A 26,487-nucleotide genomic window follows, 5' to 3' on the forward strand; every position below is an offset into this window, starting at 1 on the left:
GATGCAGGAGCGAGCGGTTTTGCCTACTTTTTCCAAGAAAAAAGTAGGCCGCCGTAAGGGCGGAAGGGGCCGGCAGCATCGCCACACCAAATGGATAAGCTCACAGCCTCAATAACCCAACCCACCCAACCCCAGGATCATAGTCCCCAAGGTTCCGTGAAGAACCAAACTCATGCGCGGACAGACGGCTCAAGTTTTGCGGCCGATGGCCGATAGCAGAGTCAACCCATAGACCATCAGGATGATAGAAGCATGGTTGGCATCAATGCCGTATCGATCAATGGCAACCCGCTGAGCAGCGGGACCCCAGGTGTTGTCAGCGTCAATCTCGGCGCTCAGGACCCGGCGGCGAAAACTGAAGAAGGCACGCTCAAGGTCAACCTTTCCGGCGTCGCCGAAAGCAACAAGGCCGAATCCAGCCAAAGCAGCGAAAGTAGCGAGCCGGCGCACATCAGCCAGTTGCGTGAAATGATCAAAGAATTGCAAAAGCAGTTGGCCGAACAGCAGAAACAACTGCAGGCAATCATGGCCAGCAACATGGAAGAGACCGCCAAGGCCGCGGCGGTTGCCGCCGCGCAGTCATCGGTGAGTAGCACCATGGGCGCGATCCAGTCGGCCACCGCGCAGTTGCTCAAAGCCCTGCTGGACAGCGGTGGCAGCAGCGCTGGCAGCATGGTCAGCACCAGCGCCTGATGGGCAGCGGGCCTGGCACCGATGGTGCGCAGGCCCGTCAGCTCAGTCGGCCGAAGGGCGGTTCTGGCTGCGCTCGGATTTATAGCGCATGGCCACTGCTGGTGCCGGTTTGGTGCTGCCGGTTTCCAGCCACTGACGCATGCGGCTGGCATCGGCGAAGTGGGTGTACTTGCCGAAGGCATCGAGAATCACCATGGCCACCGGACGGTTGTCCATTCTGGTCAACAGTACCAGGCAGTGCCCGGCATCGTTGGTGAAGCCGGTTTTGGTCAGGTCGATATCCCAATTGCTCTTCTTGACCAGATGGTCGGTGTTACGAAAGCCCAGGGTGTAGTTGGGTTTACGGAACGCCACGGTCTTCTCGGGAGTGACGCTCAACTGCTTCAGCAACGGGTAGTTGCGTGCCGCCAGCAGCAGCTTGCCCAGGTCGCGTGCGGTGGACACGTTGCTGGTCGACAGGCCGGTGGGTTCGACATAGCGGGTGTTACTCATGCCCAGGGCCCTGGCCTTGGCGTTCATTGCCTTGATGAACGCGTTGTAGCCACCGGGATAGTTATGCGCCAGGGTCGAGGCGGCGCGGTTTTCCGATGACATCAGGGTAATCAGCAGCGTCTCCCGGCGGCTGAGCTGGCTACCGAGGCGCACCCGCGAATACACCCCTTTCATTTCCTTGTTCTGGGCGATGGTCATGGTCAGCATCTCGTCCATGTTCTGCTTGGCGTCGAGCACCACCATGCCGGTCATCAGCTTGGTCACCGAGGCGATAGGCACCACCCGGTCGGCATTGTTGGCGTAAAGCACCTTATTGGTCTGCAGATCGATCAGCAGAGCGGCGCCGGAGGCCAGGTGCAGCTTGGCAGGATCGCGTTGTACCTGGGCAGGGGGTTGCGCAGCAGTGGCGGTGGGGACAGTCGCGGTACTGGTGAGCAACAGCAGCAGGCTTAGAATCGAAAGGGAGGTTTTCACGTCGAGGCTCACTAAAAGTTGGTATGTCGTTGGCTGTGCAAGGGTTTTCCCCCAAAAACGCTCGCATTCTGGAGTATGGCCTAGAGTCTGTCGATTAGCCTGTGATCATTAGGCCATACGTGAACAAAATTTAATCCTGTACCCATTCTGTACCCATTAGCTGGCAATCTGCCCAGGGAGGATTTTACGAGTGTGGGGGATATTTTCGAGTCGATGGGGCGTGGCACTCAAGCCTCTTTCCCCAGCCCATAAAAAGCCCCGCCAAAGGGCGGGGCAAAGGGCTGTGCGGAGCAACGCACGATAAATTCGGCAACCGCTCAGGCGTGCAGGCTGGCGTTTTGCAAGTGATGGGCCAGGGCCTGGGCCGCAGGCAATGAGGTCAAGGGGCCGGACACCGGTTCGCCGTCGCTTACCAGATACCAGCAGGCCAACAGGCCCGACTTTCTGAGTGAGGCGGGGACGGCGCTGCCGATGACGGACATGATGGTGATAGGGGCCATGGCGACTCTCCTGTGATTCATGAGCCCACCTTACGTGGTGCCGCAGGCCGGTTGAAATCAACCGGCTTGATAGTGCTCATCACTGTCACCGACCCGGCTTTACCAGCGCGGGGGGCCGTAATAGACCGCAGGCGGGCCGTAGTAGCGTTCCCGGTAATACACAGGCGGTGGCGGTACATATCGCTCGACCACTGGGTACGGCTGGTAATACACCGGTGGCGGCGGTGCCTGGTAATACCCTGGAGGTGGACCGTAGTAGATCGGTTGGCGCTCGATATACACCGTTCGATCACGCCCGCCGTAGAGCATCGACCCGACCACAGCACCGACCACCGCCGCACCGATCACCGGTCCAGGCCCGTACCAGCCATGACCGCCACCATGACCACCTCCATGCGCGATAGCTTGCGCGCTGGCGGCCAGGGCGCCGACCAGCAGGACGACTTTCGGGAGAAGACGGTTCATTTCAGACTCCTCACAGAGCAACCCCGATGCCGGGGATACCTCTATAAGACAGCGGGAACCGAGGCCTGCAAAGCGCGTCTGAGTAAAGGTTTTGTAAGCGCCGATCAACGGTAAGCGCTGTGTCTGTGCATAATGCCGAACCGACTGCAAAGGAGAATCAAATGGCCCACATTCCCGGCAAAGACACGGTCCTGTGCATCTCATTGGCCGGTCGCCCCGGCACCTTTGGCGTCCGTTTTCACAACCATCTCTATCAGCTACTGGGGCTGGACTATTACTACAAAGCCATGACCACCCAGGACCTGCCCGCAGCCGTGGGCGGTATTCGCGCCCTGGGTATTCGAGGTTGCGGTGTGTCGATGCCGTACAAGGAAGCCTGCATGGCGCTGGTCGACGAGATCGACCCGTCGGCGGCGGCCATCGAGTCGATCAACACCATCGTCAACGAAGGCGGTCGGCTCAAGGCTTACAACACCGATTATCTGGCTGTGCGTCAGTTGCTGGAGCAGCATCGCCTGGATCCGGACACGGCTTTTGCCCTGCGCGGCAGTGGCGGTATGGCCAAGGCGGTGGCCAGCGCCTTGTGCGATGCCGGGTTCAAGCAGGGCATCATCGTTGCCCGCAATGAACAGGCGGGCCGGCAACTGGCCGACAGTTGCGGCTATCGCTGGCAGGCTGAGCTGGGCGATCTGTGCCCACCGATGCTGGTCAATGTCACGCCGATCGGCATGGCCGGCGGGGTAGAGGCCGAGCAGTTGGCGTTCAGCCGCGAAGCGATTGCGGCGGCGCAGGTGGTGTTCGATGTGGTGGCGATGCCGGCGCGTACGCCGCTGATCATCGAGGCCGAGCGGCACGGCAAGGCGGTGATTACCGGGCTGGAGGTGATTGCCCTGCAGGCGCTGGAGCAGTTTGTGTTGTATACCGGCGTGCGGCCGAACTCCGAGCAGGTGGCGCAAGCAGTGGTGTACGCCCGAGGGTAGCGAACCCTGTGGGAGCTGGCCTTGCCAGCGATGGGGCCTGCATCGGCCTCATCGCCGGCAAGGCCGGCTCCCACAAAGGTTGCAGCAGCCGGGGTTTATTCCAGCGCCGCCAAGCGCTCTTCCAGCGCGGCAATCCGCGCCTCCAGCGCCTCGATGCGCTCTGCCGACACCGCACCACCCGCGCTGCGCTCCGGCCCTTGCTGGCGCGCAGCAAGAATCGCTTCAATCTCCGCCGGATCACCCAGCGCATGGGTGTAGCGATCTTCACGCTGCCCGGCCTGGCGCGGCAGGTGCAAGGCAAAGCCACGGGCGATCAGGCGTTCCAGCTGATGCACCACCTGTTCGGCGTCTTCGAATTCATGCATGCGGCTGCTGCGGGTCAGCAGTTCATTGACCGTCTGCGGGCCGCGCAGGAACATCAGGCCCAATAGGGTGACCTGCGCTGGCACCAGCTCCAGAGCCTTGTCCACGCGCTGCTCCCAACGGTCGGCGCGGCTGCCCATCTGCAAGCGGGTCAGGCCTTGCCCCTCGAGGGCGCGCAGGGCCTGGCCAACCTGGCCCTGGCTCAGGTTCATCACCGGCTCGCGGCTGGTCTTCTGGTTACAGGCCAGGACCAGGGCGTTCAAGGTCAGCGGGTAGGTTTCCGGGCTGGTGGCCTGTTTTTCGATCAGCGCACCGAGAACGCGGATTTCGCTGCTGTTGAAGCGGGCTTCGGAAGGGGATTGATGATCGTCGGACATAACCCTGTCTCTATGCGAAGAAAGGCCTCTAGCCTAGGTGCGCGACAGGGTAAAACACAAGCAGCCGGTGCAGGACGCACCGGCTGCGGGTCAGGCTCAGGCGCTACGGCGCTCTTCGCCCATGCACGCGGCGGCGGTGAACAGCACGTCGGTGGAGGAGTTCAGCGCGGTTTCCGCCGAGTCTTGCAGCACGCCGATGATGAAGCCCACGGCTACCACCTGCATGGCGATTTCGCTAGGAATGCCGAACAGGCTGCAGGCCAGCGGGATCAGCAGCAGCGAACCACCGGCCACCCCCGAAGCGCCACAGGCGCACACGGCGGCGACGACGCTGAGGAGAATGGCAGTCGGGATATCGACGGCGATACCCAGGGTGTGTACGGCGGCCAGGGTCAGCACAGTGATGGTGATCGCCGCGCCGGCCATGTTGATGGTCGCACCCAGCGGAATCGATACCGAGTAGGTGTCTTCGTGCAGGCCCAGGCGTTCGCTCAAGGCCAGGTTGACCGGAATGTTGGCCGCCGAGCTGCGGGTGAAGAATGCGGTGATGCCGCTCTCACGCAGGCACAGGAACACCAGCGGGAACGGGTTGCGGCGAATTTTCCAGAACACGATGAGCGGGTTGACCACCAGGGCGACGAACAGCATGCAGCCGATCAGCACCGCTAGCAGGTGCAGGTAGCCCAGCAGGGCGTCCAGGCCCGACTGTGCCAGGGTCGAAGCCACCAGGCCGAAAATACCCAGCGGCGCGAAGCGAATCACCACCCGCACGATCAGGGTGACGCCGTTGGACAGGTCTTCGACGACGGTACGGGTGGTTTGCCCGGCGTGACGAATCGCCACACCCAGGCCGATGGCCCAGGCCAGGATGCCGATGAAGTTGGCGTTCATCAGCGCACTCACCGGGTTGTCGACCACGCTCAGCAGCAGGCTCTGCAGCACTTCAGTGATGCCGCCCGGAGCGCTCAGGGCAACGTCCGAAGTGCTCAGGGCCAGGTTCGACGGGAAGGCCATGCTCGCTACGACCGCGACCACCGCCGCAGCGAAAGTACCGAAGAGGTACAACACCAGGATCGGCCGGATATGGGTTTCGGTCCCGTGTTTATGGTTGGCGATCGAGGCCATGACCAGAATGAACACCAGGATCGGCGCCACGGCCTTGAGGGCCGAGACGAACACCTTGCCGATGAAGCCCAGGCTCAAGGCAACCTCGGGGGCGATCAGGGCCAGGGCAATACCGGCCACCAGACCGATCATGATCTGCAGGACCAGACTGGTACGGTTCAATAGTTTTAGAACGGGTGTCATGTCGGGTGTTTCTCTGTCTTGTAGAGGGGTCGCCAGCCCGTTGCGACGCCGGAAAATACAGGGCGTCAGGCGATCAGGGGCATGAAAGGGGCGCGACTTTAGCACAGCGAGGCACAATGGGTGATTGCCCTGTGTCAGGCGGTAGGACGGGCGTGTAGTATGCGCGCCCCTTTGAAACGGCTGTCGGCCGTGAATTTTTAGCGTTCTGGAGTGTAGATGTTACTGCCGATTCTGTTGCTGGCTGCGGCCGGCTTCACTGTGTTGACTACCGAGTTCGTGATTGTCGGCCTGTTGCCGGGAATAGCCCGCGATCTGGCGGTCAGCGTGCCCCAGGCCGGGCTGCTGGTGACCCTGTTTGCCTTTACCGTGGCCTGCTTCGGCCCCTTCCTTACTGCGTGGTGCGCACGCTTCGAGCGCAAGCGCCTGTTCGTCGGCATCCTCTTGCTGTTCGCCGCCTGCAACGCCTTGGCAGCGATCGCGCCGAACATTTATGTCATGGGCCTGGCGCGGCTGTTGCCGGCCCTGGGTCTGCCGGTGTTCTGGTCGCTGGCCAGTGAAACGGCGGTGGACATCGTCGGGCCGGCGTATGCCGGGCGGGCGATCTCCAAGATCAGCTTCGGTGTGGTGTGTGCCACGGTGTTTGGTATCCCGGTCGGTACCCTGGTCGGCGATGCCCTGGGCTGGCGGGCGGCCTTTGCCTTGCTGGCCGTGCTGGCGCTGGCCAAGGCGTTGCTGCTGCACCTTTACCTGCCGCGGACACCGCGGCATAACCAGGCCACCTCGTTGCGCGGGCAGTTCGGCATCCTGCGCAGTCGCTTGCTGCAGGGCCATGTGCTGCTTTCAGTGCTGGTGTTCAGCGGCATGTTCACTGTTTATACCTACCTGGCCGATATCCTTGAACGTCTGGCCGGATTCGATGGCGCGCGGGTTGGCTGGTACCTGATGGGGTTTGGTGCGGTGGGCCTGATCGGCAACAGCCTGGGTGGCCGCGCGGTGGATCGTCACCCGTTGCTGGCCTCGGCGGGCTTTTGTGCGTTGATGCTGGTCGGCCTGATTGCCTTGGTGCCGAGCATCCATTCCACCTACGGCCTGATCGGCGCACTGGCGATCTGGGGCGCGACCCAGGCGGCGCTGTTTCTGGTCAGTCACGTCCGCTTGATCAAGGCTGCACCGCAGGCACCGGCGTTTGCCGCTTCGCTGAACATCGCCGGGGGCAATCTGGGGATCGGTCTTGGGGCAATCATCGGCGGTCGGGTGATCGACAGCGTGGGCCTGGCCGGCCTCGGCTATGCCGCCGCGGTACTGATTGGCGCTGCGGTGCTGCTGGCGTTGGGCTTGATGCGGATGCGCGGCCCCACCGCTACCAGTTGAACAATTGGCGGCGGGCCCCTTCGGTGATGGCGAGGATGCCGGGGTGCTTGACCTTGCGCTCCACTGAAATGGCGTAGAACGACTCGATCACCGCGTCGGTCTGGCCGATCAGTTCGACACCGTATTGGCGGCACACCTCATCGGCAATCACGCTGGGGCCGATGAAGATGCCGCTGCCGGACTGGCCGAAAGCCTGCATCAACGCGCTGTCATCGAACTCACCGACAATCCGCGGCTGGATCTGCTGCTCGGCGAACCAGCGCAGCAAGCGGCTGCGCACCACGGTTTCCTGACCGGGAATCAGCAGCGGGGCATGTTGCAGGCAGGCCGGGAAATCCTCGCTCAACTCGGCGGCCAGGGCAGGGGTGGCGAAGAAACTGATGCCACATTCACCCAGGCGCTGGCTGTAACCCTTGATGTCCAGGTGGCTGGGCATGGGGCTGTCGGAGATCACCAGGTCCAGGCGCTGGATCGCCAGGTCGGCCAGCAGGCGTTCGAGTTTGTCTTCGCGGCAGCTCAGGCGCAGCGCGTCTTCCATGTCCATGGTCGGTGCCAGCAGGCGGTAGACGATGGACTTGGGCACCACATCGGCGACCCCGACCCGAAACAGGATCTGCTGTTCGTCTGGACGGGCACGCAGCATGGCCTCCAGCTCCCCGCCGATCTGAAACATCTGCTCGGCGTAGGTCAGCGCCTGGCGACCGGTTTCAGTCAGTTCCAGCTGCCGCCCGACCCGGCGAAACAACTCGATGCCGTAGGTTTGTTCGAGCAGGCTGATCTGCCCGCTGATGGTCTGTGGCGTCAGGTTCAACTGCTCGCCGGCGCGCACGATGCTGCCGGTACGGGCCACCACCCAGAAGTAATGCAGCTGACGGTAGTTGAGCATGCCGGTTCCCGATTCGTAAAAACCGAAGTATAAGCGCTGAAAATACGAATTTTCCTGATGTATCGAGATATTTACAATCCCCAGCCATCACGGTGCCACTGACTGGGCACTGATCATCGACACGGAGAACCACAGATGCTGCAACTCAAATCCATCGGAACACCCCTGGTGCTACTGCTGGCCCTGTTTGCCGTGAGCGGTTGCGAGCAGGCGGAAAAATCCGCCCAGCAGATGCTCAACCAGGCCGCAGAGTCCGCCAAGGAAGCCATCGACCAAACCAACGAAGCCGCCCAGCAGGCCCTCAGCGAAGCCACTGGCTCCGAGGGCGAGAAGGCCGCCAAGCCCGAGCGCGACGACAGCGCCAAAGAAATCTGACCCACCCTTACCTTGATGCAGGAATGATTCATGGAATACTTGTTGGAACTCGCTGCAAGCCCGACCGCCTGGGTAGCCCTGGCCACCCTGGTGGCCATGGAGATCGTGCTCGGCATCGATAACCTGATCTTCATCTCCATCCTGACCAACAAGTTGCCCGAGGAATTCCGCTCCAAGGCGCGTCGAATCGGTATCAGCATGGCGCTGGTAATGCGCCTGGGTCTGCTCAGCACCATTGCCTGGATCGTGCAACTGACCGAGCCGGTCATCGATGTGTTCGGCCATGCCTTCTCCTGGAAGGACATGATCCTGATTGCCGGTGGTCTGTTCCTGCTGTGGAAGGCGACCACTGAAATCCACGAGAGCGTCGACCCGCGGGCCAAGGAAGAAAGCAAAGCGTCCTCGACCATCACCCTGGGCTTTGCGGCCGCTATTGGTCAGATCCTGCTGCTGGACATCGTCTTCTCGATCGACAGCATCATCACCGCCGTGGGCATGACCGAGCACTTGCCGATCATGATCATTGCCGTGATCAGTGCCGTGATCGTGATGCTGGTGGCGGCCGACCCGCTGGCCAAGTTCATCAACGACAACCCGACCGTGGTGATGTTGGCCCTGGGCTTCCTGATCATGATCGGTATGACCCTGATCGCTGAAGGCTTTGGCGCCCATGTACCGAAAGGTTATGTGTATGCAGCGATGGCGTTCTCTACCGCGATCGAAGCTTTGAACATTCTGTCGCGCCGGGCACGGCTCAAGCGCGAAGCGGCTGAGGGTTGATGTAAATCGCGGGGCAAGCCCGCTCCTACCAACCGGTGGGAGCGGGCTTGCCCCGCGATGCGTTTAACGATCAATCAATGCGCACTGGCATGCCGACGACTACGTCGCGTCGGCACCGCCTCACTGGTTTTCTTCGGCAAGGTATGGTGCGGGTGATGGCGGCGGGCAATCCGCAGCACGCCCCAGAGCATGGCGGCGGCGACGCTCAACCAGGCACTCACCAGCATGAAAATGGCCATTGTCAGGCTCATGTCTGCCTCCTCAGGTCCCTGGCCAGCCCATGATGCTTGCCACGCGGACACCCCTAGAGTCTAGCCCAAGCCCTGTTTCAATCCATTGACCGATGGTCTAGCCCCTTGGGTCGCTTTGTTCTAAGCCGCCTGCACACTATACCCACGCGGCCTGCCGGCCTATGATCGCACCCCAGGGCCGGGCGCTGTCTGCCGGGCATCAGCACAAGCGAGTGTTCATGCTGCCACTGTCTACCACATTCTCCGCCTTCGCCCCGCGCCGCTGGCTGGCCGCCTGCGCGATGGCCCTGGCCCTGGCCGGTTGCGCCAGTCAGCCTCCCGCGTCGATCAAGGGCCTGCCACAACGGGTGGAAATCGGCTCGGTGCCGTTCTACCGCGGCAACGCCAACCAGAGCGCGCCGATGGCCCTGGCGGCGATCCTGTCGCAACAGGGCGTGCGTATCACCCCGGGGTTGCTCGAACAGCCATTGGGCCTGCCCGAGGGCATCGACAAATTGCAGGGCTCGATGCAGAACGTCGCCCGTCAGTACGGCATGGTGGTGTATCCGCTGGAGCCGAAGCTGAATGCGCTGCTGACCCAGGTGGCCGCAGGCAATCCGGTACTGCTGCGTTTCGAGCAGGGGGCGGCGTTCTGGGGTGAGCCGCGTTACGCCTTGCTGGTCGGTTACGACAGCTACAAGCAACGGGTGTTGCTGCGGGCGGGGAACAATCGACGGCTGTTGATGGACTTCGACGACTTCGCATCGGCGTGGAACAAGCAGGGGAGTTGGGCAGTGCTGGTGCAGCCGCCGAGCCAGTTGCCGGCTCAGGTTGACCGTCAGCGTTGGCTGAAGGCGGCCAATGACCTGGCCCAGGCGGGCCAGGAACAAGCGGCCCGCCAGGCCGTCAGCGCCCTGGGGCAATGACGGCGCCGGCCGGGCCCGGGCTTAGAAGCCCAGACGGTCGCGCAGGCTGTAGTACCAGGCGCCGATGGCGCTGAACGGTACACGCAGCATCTGGCCACCCGGGAACGGGTAGTGCGGCAGTTCGGCGAATGCGTCGAAGCGCTCGGCCTGACCACGCAGGGCCTCGGCCAGTACCTTGCCCGCCAGGTGGGTGTAGGTGACGCCGTGGCCGCTGCAGCCCTGGGAGTAGTAGATGTTGTCGCCCAGACGGCCGACCTGTGGCAGACGCGACAGGGTCAGCAGGAAGTTGCCGGTCCAGGCGTAGTCGATCTTCACGTCTTTGAGCTGCGGGAAGGCCTTGAGCATCTTCGGACGGATGATCGCTTCGATGTTCGCCGGGTCACGGGCACCGTACACCACGCCGCCACCAAAGATCAGGCGCTTGTCGCCGGTCAGGCGGTAGTAGTCGAGCAGGTAGTTGCAGTCTTCGACGCAGTAGTCTTGCGGCAGCAGGCTGCGCGCCAGCTCCTCGCCCAACGGCTCGGTGGTGATCACCTGGGTGCCGCACGGCATGGACTTGGCCGCCAGCTCTGGCACCAGGCCGCCGAGGTAGGCGTTACCGGCAACGATGACGAACTTGGCGCGTACTTTACCTTGTGGGGTGTGCACCACCGGGTTGGCGCCACGCTCGATGCGCACTGCCGGGGATTGCTCGTAGATCTTGCCGCCCAGCGACTCGACGGCTGCGGCTTCGCCCAGCGCCAGGTTCAGTGGGTGGATATGGCCGCCGCTCATGTCGAGCATGCCACCCAGGTACTGGTCGCAATCGACCACTTCACGAATGCGCTTCTGGTCCATCAGTTCCAGCTGGGTGTGGCCGAAGCGTTCCCACAGGCGCTTTTGCGATTCCAGGTGGCCCATCTGCTTGGCGGTCAGGGCGGCGAACACGCCACCGTCTTTCAGATCGCACTGGATGTTGTACTTGGCCACGCGCTCACGGATGATGCGTCCGCCTTCGAAGGCCATCTGGCCGAGCAGTTGCGCCTGCTTGGGGCCGACGGTGCGTTCGATGACATCGATGTCGCGGCTGTAGCTGTTGACGATCTGGCCACCGTTGCGGCCCGAGGCGCCGAAACCGACTTTCGCGGCTTCCAGCACGGTCACACTGAAGCCCGCTTCCAGCAGGAACAGGGCGCTGGACAGACCGGTGTAGCCGGCGCCGATCACGCAGACATCGGTCTGAACCTCTTCCTGCAGCGCCGGGCGCGGCGGAACCGGATTGGCCGATGCGGCGTAGTAGGACTGAGGGTAGGGGGTATTGGCCATGCTGCGAAACCTCTGTTTTATATTTTTTACGACTGTACCGATGCTATCAATAATAATAAACACCCGCTAGTCGTGTGTTGAAAATCCTTTACCCCCGGTTTTCACAAATACGTTTGTTATTCAGTGGCTTAGCTAGAAAAAAAGAGTTGACACGCTCAGCCGATTCCGTAGAATGCCGCCATACAGCAGGCACATAGCTCAGTTGGTTAGAGCACCACCTTGACATGGTGGGGGTCGTTGGTTCGAGTCCAATTGTGCCTACCAAATCAAATCCGCCCCTGCTGGCGGTACCAAAAAGGCGATCCGAAAGGGTCGCCTTTTTTGTTTCTGCAATTCCGTCTCCTCGGGGACCGGCCATCCGAAGAACAGCCTGTATAGACAGCACCGCTAGAATTAACAGGGGGATAACTTTCATGCGTACTGCTTGTAAGGAGTCCTACGATGAAGATTCTATATTCGCTGGCGCTAGTGATAGCGGCCGGTTGGATGTCGGGGTGTGCTACAGCACCTGATCATCAGTTGGTCAGCGTCCCGCTGAATGCAACTCAGGACAATGCCGGGCATATCGCTCATGCCAGCCTGGTGGCGATGGGCAGCGAGACGCAAATCCGGATCGCTGTCAGTGGTGTGCCTGATTCAACGACCCTTCCTGCGCGCCTCTATACCTACCTCTACGCAGGTGGGTGCGGCGCTTTGACTGGCAAGCCGGCTTACTCGATGAATGACACCGTGCGTTCGGATCTGCATGGCCCGGGTATGGAGCTGGTGAAGGTCGCGCCCTTGTCGCTCGATAGCCTGCGCTCGGGCAACTATGCCCTGGTGGTGCGCAGCAGTGCTGCAGACGGCAATCAGGATCTGTTCTGTGCCAAGGTCATCTAGTTAAGCAGGGGCTGCTCTGCAGCCCATCGCAGGCAACGCCTGCTCCCACAGTGTTCTCAACCTGTGGGAGCAGGCGTTGCCTGCGATGGGGCGGGGGCATGGATCAAGCGTTGCGCTTCACCACCAAGGTGAGGATGTCGTAGCTGGCGCACAGCTCGCCGTTCTGGTTGGTCACCTCGACGTCCCAGGCCACTACGCCTTGCGGCTCGCCTTTCGGGCTGACCTTGCCCTGGTCGATCTTGCGCTTGCAGGTCAGGCGCGCCTGGATGGTGTCGCCGATGCCCACCGGGGTGATGAAGCGCAGGGTGTCCAGGCCGTAGTTGGCCAGTACCGGGCCGACGCCGGGGGAGACGAACAGGCCGGCGGCGGCCGACAGCACGAAGTAGCCGTGGGCGATACGCTTGCCGAACTGCGAGTCCTTGGCGGCAATGTCGTCGAAGTGCATGTAGAAGTGATCGCCGGACAGGCAGCCGAAGTTGACCAGGTCCGATTCGGTGACGGTGCGCCGGTGGGTCAGCAGCGATTCGCCGATCTGCAGGTCTTCGAAGTGGCGGCGGAATGGATGCACCTCGCTCTCGTAGACCTTGGCACCGCGTACGTATTCGCCGGTGACCGCCATCAGCATGCTTGGCGAACCTTGTACCGCGGTGCGCTGCAGGTAGTGCTTGACCGCACGCAGGCCGCCCAGCTCTTCACCGCCGCCGGCACGCCCCGGGCCGCCGTGCTTGAGCTGCGGCAGCGGCGAGCCGTGGCCGGTGGATTCGCCGGCCGACTCGCGGTCGAGGATGTGCAGGCGGCCATGCAGTGCGGCGGCCGCTGGCACCACTTTGGCGGCGACGCGTGGGTCTTTGGTGATCAGGCTGGCGACCAGGCTGCCCTTGCCGCGGGCGGCCAAGGCGATGGCTTCGTCGAGGTCGTCGTAGGCCATCAAGGTGCTGACCGGGCCGAACGCCTCAATGTCGTGGGCGCCACCCTCGGCATGCGGATCGCGGCTGCGCAGCAGGGTCGGGGCGAAGAACGCGCCTTCGTTGACGCCATCGCCGCGCGGGGCGAAGCCGTCCTTGGCGCCGAACAGCAGGTCACTCGATTGCAGCAGCGCGGCGACGCGCTCGGCGACGTCGGCCTGCTGGGCGTGCGAGGCCAGCGCGCCCATTTTCACGCCTTCCACCGACGGGTCACCGACCACAACCTTGGCCAGGCGTTCGCGCAGGCGCTCGGCAACCGCGTCGATGTGCTTGGCCGGAACGATGGCACGGCGAATCGCGGTGCACTTCTGCCCGGCCTTGGTGGTCATCTCGCGGGCGACTTCCTTGACGAACAGATCGAACTCCTCGTCGTCCGGGGTGACTTCCGGGGCGAGGATCGCGCAGTTCAGCGAGTCGGCCTCGGCGTTGAACGGAATCGAATTGCGCACCAGGTTGGCGTTGACGCGCAGCTTGGCGGCGGTGTCGGCGGAACCGGTGAAGGTCACCACGTCCTGGCCCTGCAGGCGGTCGAGCAGGTCGCCGGTGCCACCGACGATCAACTGCAGGCTGCCGGCCGGCAGCAGGCCGGACTCGTCCATCAGGCGTACCGCGGCTTCGGTCAGGTAGCTGGTGGCGGTGGCCGGCTTGACGATGCACGGCATGCCGGCGAGGAAACTCGGGGCGAACTTCTCGAGCATGCCCCAGATCGGGAAGTTGAAAGCGTTGATGTGCACGGCGAGGCCGCCGCGCGGTACCAGGATGTGGCTGCCGGCGAAGGTGTTGTTCTTGCCCAGCGCGATCACCGGGCCTTCATGCACCACATTGCCGGACGGCAGCTCGCGGCTGCCCAGGCTGGCGTAGGCGAACAGGGTGCCGGCGCCGCCTTCGATGTCGATCCAGCTGTCGGCACGGGTTGCGCCGCTGTGGTGAGACAGGGCGTAAAGCTGCTCCTTGCGCTCGAGCAGGAACTTGCCGAGGGCCTTGAGGCGCGCTGCACGCTGCTGGAAGTCCATCGCCATCAGTTCGGCGATGCCGCGCTGGCGGGCATGGGCGACGGCTTCGGCGAAGTCCAGCACTTCTTCATGGGTGCACGCCAGCGGCTGGCCGTTGATCGCGCTGCGCAGGGTCTGGGCGCCGTGCTGGCCGATCCAGCGGCCGCCGATGAAGCTTTGCAGGGTGGGGTTGTTGCTCATCAAACATTCTCCAGGGTGTCGGGGGCGGCCGGCGCCCGTGGGGCCGGCTGCAAGTCTTACCAGAGGGCCAGGGAATAGCCGAGGATCAGGCGGTTTTCATCAATGTCCGAGGTCAGGCCGGCGCCAGAACGGAAGGTGGCGTTGCGCAGGCGGATGTTGAAGTTTTTGAAGGTGCCGGACTGGAAGGTGTAAACCAGGTCGGTGTCACGCTCCCATTCTTTGCCACCGCTGACCTTTGCCGTTTCGATGTTGCGGCCGTTGACGTAACGGGTCATGAAGGCCAACCCGGGCACGCCGAGGGCGGCGAAGTCGTAGTCGTAGCGGGCCTGCCAGGCGTCGGTCTCGGCTTTGGTAAAGGTGTTGACCGTTACCAGGTTGACCGAGTACGGGTCCAGGCCGACGAAGGCAAAGTCGCCGTCGCCCGACAGGCTCTGGTAGCCGGCCCCGAACTTGTGGGCGCCAACGCCCAGGGTCAGCATGCCGTTGAAGAAGCGGTTGTCGATATGGCCACCGTCGACCCGGGCGGCGCTACGGAAGTTGTGGTCACCGCTTTCGCCGGTGTTGAAGTAGCGCAGGTCGGTCTTGAGGGTGATGCCTTCGGCCAGGGTGGCGTTGTGTAGCAGGCCGGCGTAGTGCTGCTGGTAGATGTTGTCCATCTGTGCGTAGTAGTAGCTGAGCAGCAGGCTCGGGTTGATGGCGTAGCTGCCGCCCGCCAGGTCGAGGTGGGCGCTTTCGACACCGTTGTAGTTCATCTCGTCATTGCTCGACGAGTCGCGCAGGTTGATCTTTTCCAGACGCCCGGCGTTGAGGGTCAAACCACCAATTTCCTGGGAGTTGAGCAAGGTCCCGGCATAGGTGGAGGAGAGCAGGCGCGTGTCGTTGTAGGCGGCGACCGGCAACTGAGGCTGCAAGGTGCCGACTTTCAGCACGCTTTTCGACAACCGTACTTTGGCGGTCAGGCCCAGTTCGCTGTAGGTGTCTTCCGGCTCCTGGCTTTCGGCGCCGAAGGCCAGCAGGCCAGTGCCGCGACGATCACGGCTGGAGTCGAGTTTGATCGCCGTTTCGCCAATGGCGTCCAGGCCCAGGCCCAGAACGCCTTCGGTAAACCCCGATTCAACGCGTGCGGTAAAACCCTGCGCCCATTCTTCGGCCTTTGCCTGCGGCGCGTTGCTTTGCCGGAAGTCGCGGTTCATGTACATGTTGCGGGCTTCGAAGCTGCCTTTGCTGTCTTCGATAAAGCCGGCCATGGCCGCCGGTGACAGGGCCAGGCCGAGCGCCGCCAGCAGCGGCGCGGGGTAACGGATATTAGTCATTGTTATTGTTGTTCCGTTGAGTCAGTGGCGGCTGGCGGCGGCTGCGCCGATACCGGTCATCGAGCGGATGAACTGGGCCAGGTAGCGGCCACGCTCGGTTTGCGCACGCTCTGAGCGGTCGGTCACCGAAAATACCCAGGCGCCGAGGAACGCCAGCGTCATCGAGAACAGCGCCGGGTTCGAGTAGGGGAACAGTGCTTTTTCATGGTGCAGCACGCCGACCCAGACCACCGGGCTCAACAGCAGCAGGACGACAGCGGAAGCCAGGCCAACCAGGCTGCCGGCGACAGCGCCACGGGTGGTCAGGCCTTTCCAGAACATCGACAGGAACAGCACCGGGAAGTTGACCGAGGCGGCGATGGCCAGCACCAGGCCGGACAGGAAGGCAATGTTCTGCGATTCGAACAGCAGGCCGAGAATCACCGCCAGCGCGCCAATAACCAGGGTCGCCAGGCGCGACATGCGCATCTCTTCGCGTTCGCTGGCCTGCCCCTTGCGGATCACGCAGGCGTACAGGTCGTGGGCCACCGCCGAGGCGCCGGACAGTGCCAGGCCGGCGACCACGGCGAGGATGGTGGCGAAGGCCACCGCCGAGATGAAGCCGAGGAACAGGTTGCCGCCCACCGCCTGCGCCAGGTGTACCGCAACCATGTTGCCGCCACCGACAATCGCGCCGCTGGCATCGCGGAACGTCGAGTCAGTGCCGACAATGACGATGGCGCCGAAGCCGATGGCAATCAGCAGCACATAGAAGTAGCCGATGAAGCCGGTGGCATAGAGCACGCTCTTGCGCGCTTCGCGGGCATCCTTGACGGTGAAGAAACGCATCAGGATGTGCGGCAGGCCGGCGGTGCCGAACATCATGCCGACCGCTAGCGAGATGGTGTCGATGGGATTGCCCAGCAGACCGCCCGGGGCCATGATCGCCTGGCCCTTGCTGTGCACGGCGGCAGCGCCGGCGAACATCGCCTCGGTGCTGAAGTTGAAGTGCTTGAGCACCGCATAGGCCATGAAGGTGGCGCCGCAGAGCAGCATCACCGCCTTGATGATCTGCACCCAGGTGGTGGCGAGCATGCCGCCGAAGGTCACGTAGAAGACGATCAGCACGCCAACCAGCAGCACCGCATGCAGGTAGCTGATGCCAAACAGCAGTTCGATCAGCTTGCCGGCGCCGACCATCTGCGCCATCAGGTACATCAGCGCCACGATCAGGGTGCCGACGGCGGCGACGATGCGGATCGGGGTCTGCTCCAGGCGGTAGGAGACCACGTCGGCGAAGGTGTACTTGCCAAGGTTGCGCAGCCGTTCGGCGATCAGGAACAGGATGATCGGCCAGGCGGCGACCACGCCCAGGGAGTAGAGCAGGCCGTCGTAGCCGGCCATGAAGATCATTGCCGAGATGCCCAGGAACGACGCGGCGCTGATCATGTCGCCGGCAATCGCCAGGCCGTTCTGCAGGCCGCTGATGCCGCCGCCGGCGGTGTAGAAGTCGCTGGCCGAGCGGGTGCGCAGGGCGGCCCAGCGGGTGATGCCAAGGGTGAACAGGACGAACACCAGGAACATGCCGATGGCGTTCCAGTTCAGCGGCCGCGCGGCAGTCTCAGCAGCCATGGCGGCGCCGCTCGAGAGCAGGCCGCCACTGAGCAACAGCAGGTGAGAGGTCTTCATTGCTGTACCTCCTGCTGCAGTTTGGCAACCAGCGGGTCGAGCACCTGGTTGGTCTGGCGCACGTAGTACGCGGTGAAAATGAACGAGAGCAGGATCACCACCACGGCCACCGGAATACCGATGCTGGTGGCGCCGCCGTTCAGCGGCTGGGCGAGTACCCCCGGGGCGAATGCCATCATCAACACGAAGCCGTAGTAGATCGCCAGCATCGCCAGGGTCAGTGACCAGGTCAGGCGCTGCTTGCGGCGCACCAGCTGAATGAAATCCGGATGTTGCCGGAGACGTTCGGGGTCTTGTGGGGTCATGGTTGCACGCTCTCTTGTTGTGATTGTCGAGTCAGTGTTTTCGGGGGTGCGGCAAAGCCCGGGCCTTGCAGGTGTCACTTCGCCGGCGAGGTGACACCTGCAAGGCACCGGGCGGTCAGAGCTGGTCGAAGTCGAGTACGACCTTGTCGCTGAGCGGGAAGGACTGGCAGGACAGCACGTAGCCGGCCGCCACCTCGTAGTCCTCAAGGGCGAAGTTGCTGTCCATTTCCACCTCGCCTTCGATCACCTTGCACTTGCAGGTCGAGCACACCCCGGCCTTGCACGAGTAGGGCAGTTCGGCGCCATGTTCGTTGCCGGCGTCGAGCACGCTGGCGCTGTTGCGTGCCAGTTCGAAGGACAGCTCGCGCCCGTCGCTGATCACGGTGATCTGGCTCTTGGCGCTGTCGACCTGGGCAGCGGCCTGGCGCGCTTCGCGTTTCTGCGTACTGCCAACGGCGGCGAACAGTTCGAAGTGGATGCGCTCGGCGGGCATGCCGTTGGCCTTGAGCTGGTCGCGCACGGTTTCGGTCATGGCCTGCGGGCCGCAGATAAAGGCGGCATCGAGCGCCTTGACGTCGAGCCAGCGGCTGAACAGTTGCGCGCATTTGTCGGCGTCGATGCGGCCGTTGTAGAGGTCGACATCCTGTTGCTCGCGGCTGAATACGAAGATCAGGTTGAGGCGCTGCAGGTAGCGGTTCTTCAGGTCTTCGAGCTGTTCGCGAAACAGCGCGGAGTTGCTCGAGCGGTTGCCGTAGAGCAGGGTGAAGCTGCTGTGCGGTTCGCGTTCCAGGGTGGTCTTGATGATCGACAGGATCGGCGTGATGCCGCTGCCGGCGGCCACTGCCAGGTAACGGCCGTGACGTGCGGCATCGAGTGGCACGTAGAAGTGTCCGGACGGCGGCATCACTTCCAGGCTCTGCCCGGCCTTGAGGCTGTCGTTGGCGTGGGCGGAGAACAGCCCGCCGGGCACGCGCTTGATCGCCACGCGCAGTTCGCCGTCGTTGACCCCGGTGCAGATCGAGTACGAACGGCGTACTTCCTGACCTTCGAGGTGGGTACGCATCACCAGGTGCTGGCCCTGGGTGAAGGAGAAATCGTTGGCCAGCTCGGCCGGCACGTCGAAGGCGATCGACACCGCGTCGCGGGTCTCCGGGCGCACTTCTTTAATCTTCAGGCTGTGGAACTTGCTCATTTTTATTGGTCTCCGGCAGCACGCTGCTCAGATGCACTTGAAGTAGTCGAACGGCTCACGGCACTCGATGCAGCGGTACAGCGCCTTGCAGGCGGTCGAGCCGAATTCGCTGAGGCGTTCGGTGTGGGCGCTGCCGCACTGCGGGCAGCACACTTGGTCATGCTCACCGAGCAGGCTGCGCTTGCTGGTGCTGCCGGCAGGCGGGGCGATGCCGTAGGTGCGCAGGCGCTCGCGGCCGCTGTCGCTGATCCAGTCGGTGGTCCACGCCGGGGTCAGCCGGCGCTCCAGTTGCGGTGCGGCGAAGCCGGCCTGCTGCAGGGCGTCGGCGATGTCCTGCTCGATCACCTCGGTGGCCGGGCAGCCGGAGTAGGTCGGGGTGACCACCACATGCAGGTGGCCATCTTGCCAGTCGAGGCCGCGCACGATGCCCAGATCGACCACGCTGACGACCGGGACTTCCGGGTCCATGACTGCGCCGAGCACGGCCCAGGCCTGTTCCAGGTCGTTGGCCTGGAGTGGGCGGGCGCCGCGGTCGCTGGCGATCAGCTCACCAGGTCGCATCGGGATAGGCTCGCGGCAGGAACTGCATTTCGGCCAGCAGGATGCCCAGGTGCTCACTGTGCACACCACGGCGTCCGCTGAGGTAGAAGTGGTTGGGCGCTGCCGGTACCGGCAGGGTGGCCCTGGTGAACACTTCCTCAACCTTGGCGCGCCAGGCGCTGGCGATTGCTTCCGGCTGTGCGGCGATACCGGCCTCGGCCAGGCGCTGCTCGACCTCGTCGCCATCGACCAGTTCGCCGCTGAAGCGCCAGACCTGGTCGATCGCTGCCAGCATGCGCTGGTGGCTTTCTTCGGTGCCGTCGCCCAGGCGCTCGACCCACTCGCCGGAGCGGCGCAAGTGGTAGGTGACTTCTTTCAGCGCCTTGGCGGCGATACCGGCGATGCGCTCATCGCTGGACGCGCTGAGGGCGCTCAGTACCTGGAAGTGCCAGGCATCGTAGAGGAACTGTTTGACGATGGTTACCGCGTAGTCGCCGTTGGGTTGTTCGACCAGCAGCAGGTTGCGGTAGGCGCGCTCGTCGCGACGGAACGCCAGGTGGTCGGCGTCACGGCCGTCGGCCAGCAGCTCGGCGGCGTAGTCCAGCCAGTTGCGCGCCTGGCCGACCAGGTCGAGGCCGACGTTCATCAGCGCCAGTTCTTCTTCCAGTGCCGGGGCCTTGCCGCACCATTGGCACAGGCGCTGGCCCTGAATCAGGGCGCTGTCGCCGAGGCGCAGCAGGTATTGGATGAGGTCTTCACGTTGGGTCATGGCAGTGGCCTCACATATGACCGACTTCGGCCGGCAGCTCGTAGAAGCTGGCGTGGCGGTAGACCTTGTCTTCCGAGGGCACGAACAGCGGGTCTTTCTCGTCCGGCGAAGAGGCGGTGATCAGCGCCGAAGGCACCACCCACAGGCTCACGCCCTCGTTGCGGCGGGTGTACAGCTCGCGCGCGTTCTCGATGGCCATCGCTGCGTCGGCGGCATGCACGCTGCCGACGTGCTTGTGGTTGAGGCCGTGCTTGCTGCGCACGAAAACTTCGAACAGGGTCCATTCGGACATGGCGGGACTCTCCAGATCAGTGGCTTATCAAGCGGCGTTGCGCTTGGCTTGTTGTTTTTTGGCGTGGGCGACCGCGGCCTGGCGCACCCAGGCGCCGTCCTCGATGGCCTTGCGGCGGGTGTCGATACGCTCGGCGTTGCATGGGCCGTTGCCTTTGAGTACGTCGTAGAACTCGTCCCACTGGATGTCGCCGAAGTCGTAGTGGCCGCGTGCTTCGTTCCACTTCAGGTCGGGATCTGGCACGGTGCAGCCGAGCAGTTCCAGTTGCGGGATGGTCTGGTCGACAAAACGCTGGCGCAGTTCATCGTTGCCCTGGCGCTTGATCTTCCAGGCCATCGACTGGGCGCTGTTCGGCGAATGCTCGTCGCTTGGCCCGAACATCATCAGCGCCGGCCACCACAAGCGGTTGATCGCGTCCTGGACCATGTCCTTCTGCGCCTGGGTGCCTTCTTTCATCATGGTCAGCAGCAGCTGGTAGCCCTGGCGCTGGTGGAAGCTCTCTTCCTTGCAGATACGGATCATCGCCCGCGAGTAGGGGCCGTAGGAGGTGCGCTGCAGCACCACCTGGTTGACGATCGCCGCGCCGTCGACCAGCCAGCCGACCGCGCCCATGTCGGCCCAGCTCAGGGTCGGGTAGTTGAAGATGCTCGAATACTTGGCCTTGCCGCTGTGCAGCTTGGCGATTTCTTCATCGCGGTCGGCGCCGAGGGTTTCCATTGCGCTGTACAGGTACAGGCCGTGACCGGCTTCGTCTTGGATTTTGGCCATCAGCTGCAGCTTGCGCTTGAGAGTCGGGGCGCGGGTTACCCAGTTACCTTCCGGCAGCATGCCGACGATCTCGGAGTGGGCGTGCTGGGAGATCTGGCGGATCAGGGTCTGCCGGTAGGCGTCCGGCATCCAGTTCTTTGCTTCGATCTTGATCTCGGCATCGATCTTCTCTTGGAAGGCGCGTTCTTCGGGGGACATTTCGTCCAGCGCTTTGACCCGCTTAACGCCGGTCTCAACCAGTTGTGCGTACATGCTGCGTCTCCAGCCTTTTAAAGGTTTTTGTCGGGAGGCCTTGGCCATGGCTGTATTTTTAAATGATACAAAAATAAATATCAAACATTAAATTGTGTGTCGCATGTGATTTTTGTATCGCATTGCTGGATCGAGGGAGAAAGGGCGGTGGCAGGTGCTGGCTGCCAGCACCTGGTCAGGGCTTGCGGGGGTGATGATTAGCGGGGTTACAACGCTTTTTACGGGCAAAAAAAAGCCCCGCCGAAGCGGGGCAGAGACACGCAGGGGTTAGCCTTGGACGCGTTTGTCAAATACGTGGCAGGCCTTGCCTTCCGAGCGTTTCAGGCTGTGCGAGGGCTGGATCAGCACGCGCGCGCTGATGCCGATGTAGGTCTTGATCTGCTTGCTCAGTTCGTTGCCGATCAGTTTTTGCTGATCGCCGTCCAGGCCTTGCAGGTCATGCTTGAGCTCCACGTGCACATCCATGCTGTCGAGGTTGCCATTGCGATACAGATGTATCTCATAATTCTCGGAAAGCTGTTTTATTTTAAGTACCTGTTCCTCGATCTGCGTAGGGAACACGTTGACCCCGCGGATGATCAGCATGTCGTCGCTGCGCCCGGTGATCTTGTCGATGCGTCGCATCGGCCGTGCGGTACCCGGCAGCAGGCGGGTGAGGTCGCGGGTGCGGTAGCGGATCATCGGCAGCGCTTCTTTGCTCAGCGAGGTGAACACCAGCTCGCCGTATTCGCCGTCGGGCAGCACCGCGCCGGTCACCGGGTCGATGATTTCCGGGTAGAAATGGTCTTCCCAGACGGTCGGGCCGTCCTTGGTCTCGGCGCATTCCATGGCCACGCCCGGGCCCATGATTTCCGACAGGCCATAGATGTCCAGGGCGGTGATACCCATTCGCTCTTCGACTGCGCGACGCAGCTCGGCGGTCCAGGGTTCGGCGCCAAAGATGCCCAGGCGCAGTGCCAGCTTCTGCGGATCGATGCCCTGGCGCTCGATCTCGTCGGCGATATTGAGCATGTACGAGGGGGTGACCATGATGATGTCCGGCTGGAAATCACGGATCAGCTGGACCTGTTTCTCGGTCTGGCCGCCGGACATCGGGATCACTGTGCACCCCAGACGCTCGGCGCCGTAGTGGGCGCCCAGACCGCCGGTGAACAGGCCGTAACCGTAGGAGATCTGCACCTTGTCGCCACGCCGGCCGCCCGCCGCGCGGATCGAGCGGGCGACCACGTTGGCCCAGGTGTTGATGTCGTTTTGCGTGTAACCAACCACGGTCGGCTTGCCAGTGGTGCCGCTGGAGGCATGCAGGCGCACGACGTCGTGCATCGGCACGGCAAACATGCCATAGGGGTAGTTGTCGCGCAGGTCGTTCTTGCCGGTGAACGGGAACCTGGCCAGGTCGTCCAGCGATTTCAGGTCGTCCGGGTGCACGCCCAGGCTGTCGAAGCGCTGCTTGTACAGCGGCACGTTGTGGTAGGCGTGGTTGAGGCTCCAGCGCAGGCGCTCCAGCTGGTGCTGGCGCAACTGATCGATGCTGGCGGTTTCCATCGGATCAAGCGGGGAAGTGTTAACAAACATATTCATGGCTTCACTCGAATTATTTTTGTGCATTGGCCCGCACGCAGGCCTATGAGTGCTGATGAGCAGAATAACCTTCGGCGGCTTACGTGTCAGAGCCGTTCGATGATCAGTGCGATGCCCTGGCCGACGCCGATGCACATGGTGCAGAGTGCGTAGCGGCCCTGGCGTTCTTCCAGTTCGTGCAGCGCGGTGGTGACCAGGCGCGCGCCGCTCATGCCCAGCGGGTGGCCGAGGGCGATGGCGCCACCGTTCGGGTTGACCCGCGCGTCGTCGTCGTCCAGACCGAGTTCGCGCAGTACCGCCAGGCCCTGGGCGGCGAAGGCTTCGTTGAGTTCAATGACGTCCATGTCGGCCAGGCTGAGGCCGGCCAGTTCCAGCACCTTGTGCGTGGCCGGTACCGGGCCGATGCCCATCAGGCGTGGTTCGACACCGGCAGTGGCCATCGCCACCACCCGGCCACGGGCTTTGAGGCCATGCCGTGCGGCGGCTTGCGGGCTGGCCAGCAGCAGTGCGCAGGCACCATCGTTGACCCCCGAAGCATTGCCGGCAGTGACGCTGCCGCCTTGACGGAACGGCGTGCCGAGCCTGGCCAGCTGCTCCAGGGTGGTGTCGCCGCGTGGGTGTTCGTCATGTTCGACGCGTTTGGCCGGGCCTTTGCGCTGGGCGATTTCCACCGCCACGATTTCCTTGGCCAGGCGGCCGCTGGCCTGGGCTGCGGCGGCCTTGTGCTGGCTGCGCAGGGCGAAGGCGTCCTGGTCGGCGCGCGAGATATTGAACTGCGCGGCGACGTTTTCGGCGGTCTCCGGCATCGAGTCAGTGCCGAATTGCGCCTGCAACAGCGGGTTGATGAAGCGCCAGCCGATGGTGGTGTCGAAGATTTCCGCGCTGCGGCCGAAGGCTTGCTCGGATTTGCCCATGACGAACGGGGCGCGCGACATCGACTCGACGCCGCCGGCGATCATCAGCCCGGCTTCACCGCAGCGCAGAGTGCGCGCGGCGAAGCCGATGGCGTCCAGGCCCGAACCGCACAGGCGGTTCAGCGTGGTGCCCGGAACGCTGGCGGGCAGGCCGGCGAGCAGCGAGGCCATGTGCGCGACGTTGCGGTTGTCTTCGCCGGCCTGGTTGGCGCAGCCGTAGATCACATCGTCGATGGCGCTCCAGTCCAGTTGCGGGTGGCGCGCTTGCAGGGCCTTCAGCGGAATCGCGCCGAGGTCGTCGGCGCGCACGCTGGAGAGGGCGCCGGCGTAACGGCCGATGGGGGTACGGATGGCGTCGATGATCAGGGCGTCATTCATTCGGGGTCTCCTGCGCCAGCACAGTGCCGCGCACTTTGTAGGACTTGCCACGGAACAGGGCGATCAACTGGCCGTGCTGGTTTTCAATGCGTACGTCGTAGTTACCGGTGCGGCCACTGCGGCTTTGCTCACTGGCGTGCGCGGTCAGGGTGTCGCCCAGGCGGGCCGGGGCGACGTAATCAATGCTGCAGCCGATCGCCACGCAGGCGTCGTTGTAGCTGTTGCAGGCGAAGGCGAAGGCCGAGTCGGCGAGGGCGAACAGGTAGCCGCCATGGCAGGTGCCGTGGCCCTGGATCATGTCTTCGCGCACGCTCATGCCGATCATCGTCCGCCCGGGGGCGATCGACAGCAGGCGCATGCCCATGCGCTGGCTGGCGGTATCACGCTCGAACATTTCCTCGGCGCAGCGGGTGGCGAGTGACAAGGCGTCGTGGTTAGTCATGGAAGCACCTCCCTTCGGCGACCAGGCGGCGCAGCAGCAGGGAAGGGCGATAACGCTCCTCGCCGTAGCTGGCCTGCAAGTGCTCCAGGGTGCGCAGCACGCCTGGCAGGCCGATCGCGTCGGCCCAGGCCAGCGGACCTTGCGGGTAATTCACCCCGGCGCGCATCGCCAGATCGATATCGGTGGCACTGCCGACCCCCTGCAGCACCGCGTCGGCGCCTTCGTTGGCGAGCATCGCTACGCTGCGCAGCACCGCCAGGCCAGGCAGGTCGGCGAGTTGGCTGACCTTGATCCCGGCACGCTGCAGCAGGGCCACGGCCTGCTCGCGGGCAGCGGCGCTGGTGTCGGCGGCGCAGGCGATGGCCAGGCGGCCGGCCTTGGCATAGTCCAGTGCCAGGTCGATCAGCACCAGGTTGCGCAGGCCATCTTCCTGAGCGCGCTGGCTGGCCAGGCGCCCGTCGGACAGGGCCAGCACTGCATCGCCGACACGCAGCAGGCCACTGCCGTCACGCCGCACCACCTGCACGCCAGCGTCCTGCAGGCGCTGGATCAGCGGTTCGGCGACACCCAGGTGGCCTTCCACCACGCAACTGTCGATGCTGGCGGCGCTGCTCAGCTCCACCGGCTGCGGGCGCTCAACGCCTTCGGCATAGTTATAGAAACCATGGCCGCTTTTGCGGCCGAGGCGGCCGGCGTCGACCAGTTCCTTCTGGATCAGCGACGGCTGGAAGCGCATGTCGTTGTAATAGGCCGCGAACACCGAGCAGGTCACCGCGTAGTTGACGTCGTGGCCGATCAGGTCGGTGAGTTCGAAGGCACCCATGCGAAAGCCGCCGGCGTCGCGCAGCAGGGCGTCGAGGGTCGCACAGTCGGCGGCGCCTTCCTGCAGCAGGCGCAGGCTTTCGGCGTAGAACGGCCGGGCCACGCGGTTGACGATGAAGCCGGGGGTGGATTTGGTGTGCACCGGCTGTTTACCCCAGGCGCTTGCCGTGGCGTACAGCCGCTCGGCCAGCGCCCGTGGCGTGGCCAGGCCGGAGACGATCTCGACCAGGGCCATCAGCGGCGCCGGATTGAAGAAGTGCATGCCGATCACCCGCTCGGGGTGGGCGAGGCCGGCGGCCAGGCTGGTGATCGACAGCGATGAGGTGTTGCTGGCGAAGATGCAGTCGGCGCTGCACAGCGCCTCCAGCTGACGCAGCAGGCCGCGCTTGACCTCAAGGTTCTCGACGATCGCCTCGATCACCAGGCCGGCATCGGCCAGCGCCTCGATGGCGTCGGCCGGCTGCAGGCGGGCCACGGTAGCGGCGCGCGCCTCGGCGCTGAGGCGGCCTTTTTCCACCAGCTTGCCGAGCTGCCGGTCGATACCGTCGATGGCCTGGGCGGCGGCGCCGGGGCGGCTGTCATGCAGTTTCACCGGATGGCCGGCCTGCGCGGCTACCTGGGCGATGCCGGCACCCATGGCGCCAGCGCCGATCACGGCGACGACGGTGCTGTGGTTCAGTGCGCTCATC

General features: G+C 63.7%; 28 protein-coding genes and 1 tRNA gene. 8 read left to right on the forward strand and 21 right to left on the reverse strand.

The window, feature by feature from the left end; translation table 11 throughout:
• Positions 1-252 precede the first annotated feature (252 nt).
• Complete coding sequence (locus tag AC07OF_RS13390; RefSeq protein ID WP_157191982.1) at positions 253-693, forward strand: hypothetical protein; 441 nt, start codon at positions 253-255, stop codon at positions 691-693.
• 42 nt (positions 694-735) lie between these two features.
• On the opposite strand, the gene pbpG is transcribed toward AC07OF_RS13390, so the two are convergent.
• The 3 genes from pbpG to AC07OF_RS13405 form a co-directional block, all read right to left on the reverse strand.
• The gene (pbpG, locus tag AC07OF_RS13395) at positions 736-1,659 is read right to left on the reverse strand and encodes a D-alanyl-D-alanine endopeptidase (RefSeq protein WP_157191983.1); all 924 of its coding nucleotides are present in this window, start codon (positions 1,657-1,659) and stop codon (positions 736-738) included.
• Between the two features lie 317 nt (positions 1,660-1,976).
• Positions 1,977-2,159 (reverse strand): hypothetical protein, encoded by a 183-nt coding sequence (locus tag AC07OF_RS13400; protein WP_157191984.1) that lies wholly within the window; start codon positions 2,157-2,159, stop codon positions 1,977-1,979.
• Between the two features lie 99 nt (positions 2,160-2,258).
• Positions 2,259-2,624 (reverse strand): hypothetical protein, encoded by a 366-nt coding sequence (locus AC07OF_RS13405; protein ID WP_157191985.1) that lies wholly within the window; start codon positions 2,622-2,624, stop codon positions 2,259-2,261.
• A gap of 161 nt (positions 2,625-2,785) precedes the next feature.
• On the opposite strand from AC07OF_RS13405, the gene AC07OF_RS13410 reads away from it, so the two are divergent.
• Complete coding sequence (locus tag AC07OF_RS13410; protein WP_495072973.1) at positions 2,786-3,604, forward strand: shikimate 5-dehydrogenase; 819 nt, start codon at positions 2,786-2,788, stop codon at positions 3,602-3,604.
• A 95-nt stretch (positions 3,605-3,699) separates the two neighbouring features.
• Here AC07OF_RS13410 and AC07OF_RS13415 read toward each other — a convergent pair whose 3' ends face one another.
• Both AC07OF_RS13415 and sstT read right to left on the reverse strand, forming a co-directional pair.
• Positions 3,700-4,344, reverse strand: coding sequence for a YceH family protein (locus AC07OF_RS13415; protein WP_157191987.1), 645 nt, complete (start codon positions 4,342-4,344; stop codon positions 3,700-3,702).
• 96 nt (positions 4,345-4,440) lie between these two features.
• The gene (gene sstT, locus AC07OF_RS13420; protein ID WP_157191988.1) at positions 4,441-5,652 is read right to left on the reverse strand and encodes a serine/threonine transporter SstT; all 1,212 of its coding nucleotides are present in this window, start codon (positions 5,650-5,652) and stop codon (positions 4,441-4,443) included.
• A gap of 216 nt (positions 5,653-5,868) precedes the next feature.
• Here sstT and AC07OF_RS13425 point away from each other — a divergent pair, with 216 nt between their 5' ends.
• A complete protein-coding gene (locus AC07OF_RS13425; RefSeq protein WP_157191989.1) occupies positions 5,869-7,023 on the forward strand; it encodes an MFS transporter in 1,155 nt (384 codons plus the stop codon).
• Here the strand turns inward: AC07OF_RS13425 and nhaR are convergent.
• Positions 7,013-7,909, reverse strand: a complete 897-nt coding sequence (gene nhaR / locus AC07OF_RS13430; RefSeq protein ID WP_038609548.1) for a transcriptional activator NhaR — start codon at positions 7,907-7,909, stop codon at positions 7,013-7,015. The two genes, AC07OF_RS13425 and nhaR, sit on opposite strands and share 11 nt — an antisense overlap.
• 135 nt (positions 7,910-8,044) lie before the next feature.
• Between nhaR and AC07OF_RS13435 the strand changes: the two genes are divergently transcribed.
• Both AC07OF_RS13435 and AC07OF_RS13440 read left to right on the forward strand, forming a co-directional pair.
• Complete coding sequence (locus AC07OF_RS13435; protein WP_038609551.1) at positions 8,045-8,284, forward strand: hypothetical protein; 240 nt, start codon at positions 8,045-8,047, stop codon at positions 8,282-8,284.
• A gap of 30 nt (positions 8,285-8,314) precedes the next feature.
• The gene (locus AC07OF_RS13440) at positions 8,315-9,064 is read left to right on the forward strand and encodes a TerC family protein (protein WP_038609554.1); all 750 of its coding nucleotides are present in this window, start codon (positions 8,315-8,317) and stop codon (positions 9,062-9,064) included.
• A gap of 74 nt (positions 9,065-9,138) precedes the next feature.
• Here AC07OF_RS13440 and AC07OF_RS13445 read toward each other — a convergent pair whose 3' ends face one another.
• A complete protein-coding gene (locus AC07OF_RS13445) occupies positions 9,139-9,315 on the reverse strand; it encodes a hypothetical protein (RefSeq protein ID WP_198325408.1) in 177 nt (58 codons plus the stop codon).
• A gap of 161 nt (positions 9,316-9,476) precedes the next feature.
• Between AC07OF_RS13445 and AC07OF_RS13450 the strand changes: the two genes are divergently transcribed.
• Positions 9,477-10,220, forward strand: a complete 744-nt coding sequence (locus AC07OF_RS13450; RefSeq protein ID WP_476445526.1) for a PA2778 family cysteine peptidase — start codon at positions 9,477-9,479, stop codon at positions 10,218-10,220.
• 21 nt (positions 10,221-10,241) lie between these two features.
• On the opposite strand, the gene AC07OF_RS13455 is transcribed toward AC07OF_RS13450, so the two are convergent.
• Positions 10,242-11,525 (reverse strand): NAD(P)/FAD-dependent oxidoreductase, encoded by a 1,284-nt coding sequence (locus AC07OF_RS13455; protein WP_038609560.1) that lies wholly within the window; start codon positions 11,523-11,525, stop codon positions 10,242-10,244.
• A gap of 187 nt (positions 11,526-11,712) precedes the next feature.
• Between AC07OF_RS13455 and AC07OF_RS13460 the strand changes: the two genes are divergently transcribed.
• A tRNA-Val gene (locus tag AC07OF_RS13460) sits at positions 11,713-11,789 on the forward strand.
• A 177-nt stretch (positions 11,790-11,966) separates the two neighbouring features.
• Positions 11,967-12,404 (forward strand): hypothetical protein, encoded by a 438-nt coding sequence (locus AC07OF_RS13465; RefSeq protein WP_495072974.1) that lies wholly within the window; start codon positions 11,967-11,969, stop codon positions 12,402-12,404.
• Between the two features lie 103 nt (positions 12,405-12,507).
• Here AC07OF_RS13465 and paaZ read toward each other — a convergent pair whose 3' ends face one another.
• The 13 genes from paaZ to paaH all read right to left on the reverse strand — a co-directional run bounded on the left by paaZ (position 12,508) and on the right by paaH (position 26,486).
• Positions 12,508-14,562 (reverse strand): phenylacetic acid degradation bifunctional protein PaaZ, encoded by a 2,055-nt coding sequence (gene paaZ, locus AC07OF_RS13470; protein WP_476445525.1) that lies wholly within the window; start codon positions 14,560-14,562, stop codon positions 12,508-12,510.
• A gap of 56 nt (positions 14,563-14,618) precedes the next feature.
• Positions 14,619-15,875 carry an OprD family porin gene (locus tag AC07OF_RS13475; protein ID WP_157191993.1) on the reverse strand — a complete coding sequence of 419 codons (1,257 nt, stop codon included), beginning with the start codon at positions 15,873-15,875 and terminating at the stop codon, positions 14,619-14,621.
• Between the two features lie 21 nt (positions 15,876-15,896).
• The gene (locus AC07OF_RS13480; RefSeq protein ID WP_157191994.1) at positions 15,897-17,543 is read right to left on the reverse strand and encodes a cation acetate symporter; all 1,647 of its coding nucleotides are present in this window, start codon (positions 17,541-17,543) and stop codon (positions 15,897-15,899) included.
• A complete protein-coding gene (locus tag AC07OF_RS13485) occupies positions 17,540-17,848 on the reverse strand; it encodes a DUF485 domain-containing protein (protein ID WP_495072975.1) in 309 nt (102 codons plus the stop codon). The genes AC07OF_RS13480 and AC07OF_RS13485 overlap by 4 nt, the downstream gene beginning before the upstream one ends.
• A 115-nt stretch (positions 17,849-17,963) precedes the next feature.
• Complete coding sequence (paaE, locus tag AC07OF_RS13490) at positions 17,964-19,040, reverse strand: 1,2-phenylacetyl-CoA epoxidase subunit PaaE (protein WP_495072976.1); 1,077 nt, start codon at positions 19,038-19,040, stop codon at positions 17,964-17,966.
• 27 nt (positions 19,041-19,067) lie between these two features.
• Positions 19,068-19,601, reverse strand: coding sequence for a 1,2-phenylacetyl-CoA epoxidase subunit PaaD (gene paaD / locus AC07OF_RS13495; RefSeq protein ID WP_476445523.1), 534 nt, complete (start codon positions 19,599-19,601; stop codon positions 19,068-19,070).
• Positions 19,588-20,349, reverse strand: coding sequence for a 1,2-phenylacetyl-CoA epoxidase subunit PaaC (paaC, locus tag AC07OF_RS13500; RefSeq protein ID WP_495072977.1), 762 nt, complete (start codon positions 20,347-20,349; stop codon positions 19,588-19,590). The genes paaD and paaC overlap by 14 nt, the downstream gene beginning before the upstream one ends.
• Positions 20,350-20,359: 10 nt before the next feature.
• Entirely contained in the window at positions 20,360-20,641 is a 282-nt protein-coding gene (paaB, locus tag AC07OF_RS13505; protein ID WP_128324817.1) for a 1,2-phenylacetyl-CoA epoxidase subunit PaaB, read from the reverse strand.
• A 27-nt stretch (positions 20,642-20,668) separates the two neighbouring features.
• Positions 20,669-21,661 (reverse strand): 1,2-phenylacetyl-CoA epoxidase subunit PaaA, encoded by a 993-nt coding sequence (gene paaA, locus AC07OF_RS13510; RefSeq protein WP_157191999.1) that lies wholly within the window; start codon positions 21,659-21,661, stop codon positions 20,669-20,671.
• A 267-nt stretch (positions 21,662-21,928) separates the two neighbouring features.
• Positions 21,929-23,242 carry a phenylacetate--CoA ligase PaaK gene (gene paaK / locus AC07OF_RS13515; protein WP_476445521.1) on the reverse strand — a complete coding sequence of 438 codons (1,314 nt, stop codon included), beginning with the start codon at positions 23,240-23,242 and terminating at the stop codon, positions 21,929-21,931.
• Between the two features lie 86 nt (positions 23,243-23,328).
• The gene (gene pcaF, locus AC07OF_RS13520) at positions 23,329-24,534 is read right to left on the reverse strand and encodes a 3-oxoadipyl-CoA thiolase (protein ID WP_495072978.1); all 1,206 of its coding nucleotides are present in this window, start codon (positions 24,532-24,534) and stop codon (positions 23,329-23,331) included.
• Complete coding sequence (gene paaI, locus AC07OF_RS13525) at positions 24,527-24,976, reverse strand: hydroxyphenylacetyl-CoA thioesterase PaaI (RefSeq protein WP_495072979.1); 450 nt, start codon at positions 24,974-24,976, stop codon at positions 24,527-24,529. The genes pcaF and paaI overlap by 8 nt, the downstream gene beginning before the upstream one ends.
• Positions 24,969-26,486, reverse strand: a complete 1,518-nt coding sequence (paaH, locus tag AC07OF_RS13530) for a 3-hydroxyacyl-CoA dehydrogenase PaaH (RefSeq protein ID WP_495072980.1) — start codon at positions 26,484-26,486, stop codon at positions 24,969-24,971. Before paaH ends, paaI begins: the two co-directional genes overlap by 8 nt.
• Position 26,487 lies beyond the last annotated feature (1 nt).

The organism is Pseudomonas sp. GW821-FHT10B02 (assembly GCF_059415665.1).

What these genes read in the sequence shown, in the direction of transcription:
- AC07OF_RS13485 (WP_495072975.1), bottom strand. Translation starts at nt 17,848, where the DNA reads ATGACCCCACAAGACCCCGAACGTCTCCGGCAACATCCGGATTTCATT.
- AC07OF_RS13465 (WP_495072974.1), top strand. Translation starts at nt 11,967, where the DNA reads ATGAAGATTCTATATTCGCTGGCGCTAGTGATAGCGGCCGGTTGGATG.
- AC07OF_RS13445 (WP_198325408.1), bottom strand. Translation starts at nt 9,315, where the DNA reads ATGAGCCTGACAATGGCCATTTTCATGCTGGTGAGTGCCTGGTTGAGC.
- AC07OF_RS13440 (WP_038609554.1), top strand. Translation starts at nt 8,315, where the DNA reads ATGGAATACTTGTTGGAACTCGCTGCAAGCCCGACCGCCTGGGTAGCC.
- nhaR (WP_038609548.1), bottom strand. Translation starts at nt 7,909, where the DNA reads ATGCTCAACTACCGTCAGCTGCATTACTTCTGGGTGGTGGCCCGTACC.
- paaB (WP_128324817.1), bottom strand. Translation starts at nt 20,641, where the DNA reads ATGTCCGAATGGACCCTGTTCGAAGTTTTCGTGCGCAGCAAGCACGGC.
- paaE (WP_495072976.1), bottom strand. Translation starts at nt 19,040, where the DNA reads ATGAGCAAGTTCCACAGCCTGAAGATTAAAGAAGTGCGCCCGGAGACC.
- paaZ (WP_476445525.1), bottom strand. Translation starts at nt 14,562, where the DNA reads ATGAGCAACAACCCCACCCTGCAAAGCTTCATCGGCGGCCGCTGGATC.
- paaD (WP_476445523.1), bottom strand. Translation starts at nt 19,601, where the DNA reads ATGCGACCTGGTGAGCTGATCGCCAGCGACCGCGGCGCCCGCCCACTC.
- AC07OF_RS13390 (WP_157191982.1), top strand. Translation starts at nt 253, where the DNA reads ATGGTTGGCATCAATGCCGTATCGATCAATGGCAACCCGCTGAGCAGC.
- AC07OF_RS13415 (WP_157191987.1), bottom strand. Translation starts at nt 4,344, where the DNA reads ATGTCCGACGATCATCAATCCCCTTCCGAAGCCCGCTTCAACAGCAGC.
- AC07OF_RS13425 (WP_157191989.1), top strand. Translation starts at nt 5,869, where the DNA reads ATGTTACTGCCGATTCTGTTGCTGGCTGCGGCCGGCTTCACTGTGTTG.
- paaI (WP_495072979.1), bottom strand. Translation starts at nt 24,976, where the DNA reads ATGACTAACCACGACGCCTTGTCACTCGCCACCCGCTGCGCCGAGGAA.
- paaA (WP_157191999.1), bottom strand. Translation starts at nt 21,661, where the DNA reads ATGTACGCACAACTGGTTGAGACCGGCGTTAAGCGGGTCAAAGCGCTG.
- AC07OF_RS13435 (WP_038609551.1), top strand. Translation starts at nt 8,045, where the DNA reads ATGCTGCAACTCAAATCCATCGGAACACCCCTGGTGCTACTGCTGGCC.
- paaC (WP_495072977.1), bottom strand. Translation starts at nt 20,349, where the DNA reads ATGACCCAACGTGAAGACCTCATCCAATACCTGCTGCGCCTCGGCGAC.
- paaH (WP_495072980.1), bottom strand. Translation starts at nt 26,486, where the DNA reads ATGAGCGCACTGAACCACAGCACCGTCGTCGCCGTGATCGGCGCTGGC.
- sstT (WP_157191988.1), bottom strand. Translation starts at nt 5,652, where the DNA reads ATGACACCCGTTCTAAAACTATTGAACCGTACCAGTCTGGTCCTGCAG.
- AC07OF_RS13480 (WP_157191994.1), bottom strand. Translation starts at nt 17,543, where the DNA reads ATGAAGACCTCTCACCTGCTGTTGCTCAGTGGCGGCCTGCTCTCGAGC.
- paaK (WP_476445521.1), bottom strand. Translation starts at nt 23,242, where the DNA reads ATGAATATGTTTGTTAACACTTCCCCGCTTGATCCGATGGAAACCGCC.
- AC07OF_RS13410 (WP_495072973.1), top strand. Translation starts at nt 2,786, where the DNA reads ATGGCCCACATTCCCGGCAAAGACACGGTCCTGTGCATCTCATTGGCC.
- AC07OF_RS13450 (WP_476445526.1), top strand. Translation starts at nt 9,477, where the DNA reads ATGATCGCACCCCAGGGCCGGGCGCTGTCTGCCGGGCATCAGCACAAG.
- AC07OF_RS13405 (WP_157191985.1), bottom strand. Translation starts at nt 2,624, where the DNA reads ATGAACCGTCTTCTCCCGAAAGTCGTCCTGCTGGTCGGCGCCCTGGCC.
- AC07OF_RS13400 (WP_157191984.1), bottom strand. Translation starts at nt 2,159, where the DNA reads ATGGCCCCTATCACCATCATGTCCGTCATCGGCAGCGCCGTCCCCGCC.
- pcaF (WP_495072978.1), bottom strand. Translation starts at nt 24,534, where the DNA reads ATGAATGACGCCCTGATCATCGACGCCATCCGTACCCCCATCGGCCGT.
- AC07OF_RS13475 (WP_157191993.1), bottom strand. Translation starts at nt 15,875, where the DNA reads ATGACTAATATCCGTTACCCCGCGCCGCTGCTGGCGGCGCTCGGCCTG.
- AC07OF_RS13455 (WP_038609560.1), bottom strand. Translation starts at nt 11,525, where the DNA reads ATGGCCAATACCCCCTACCCTCAGTCCTACTACGCCGCATCGGCCAAT.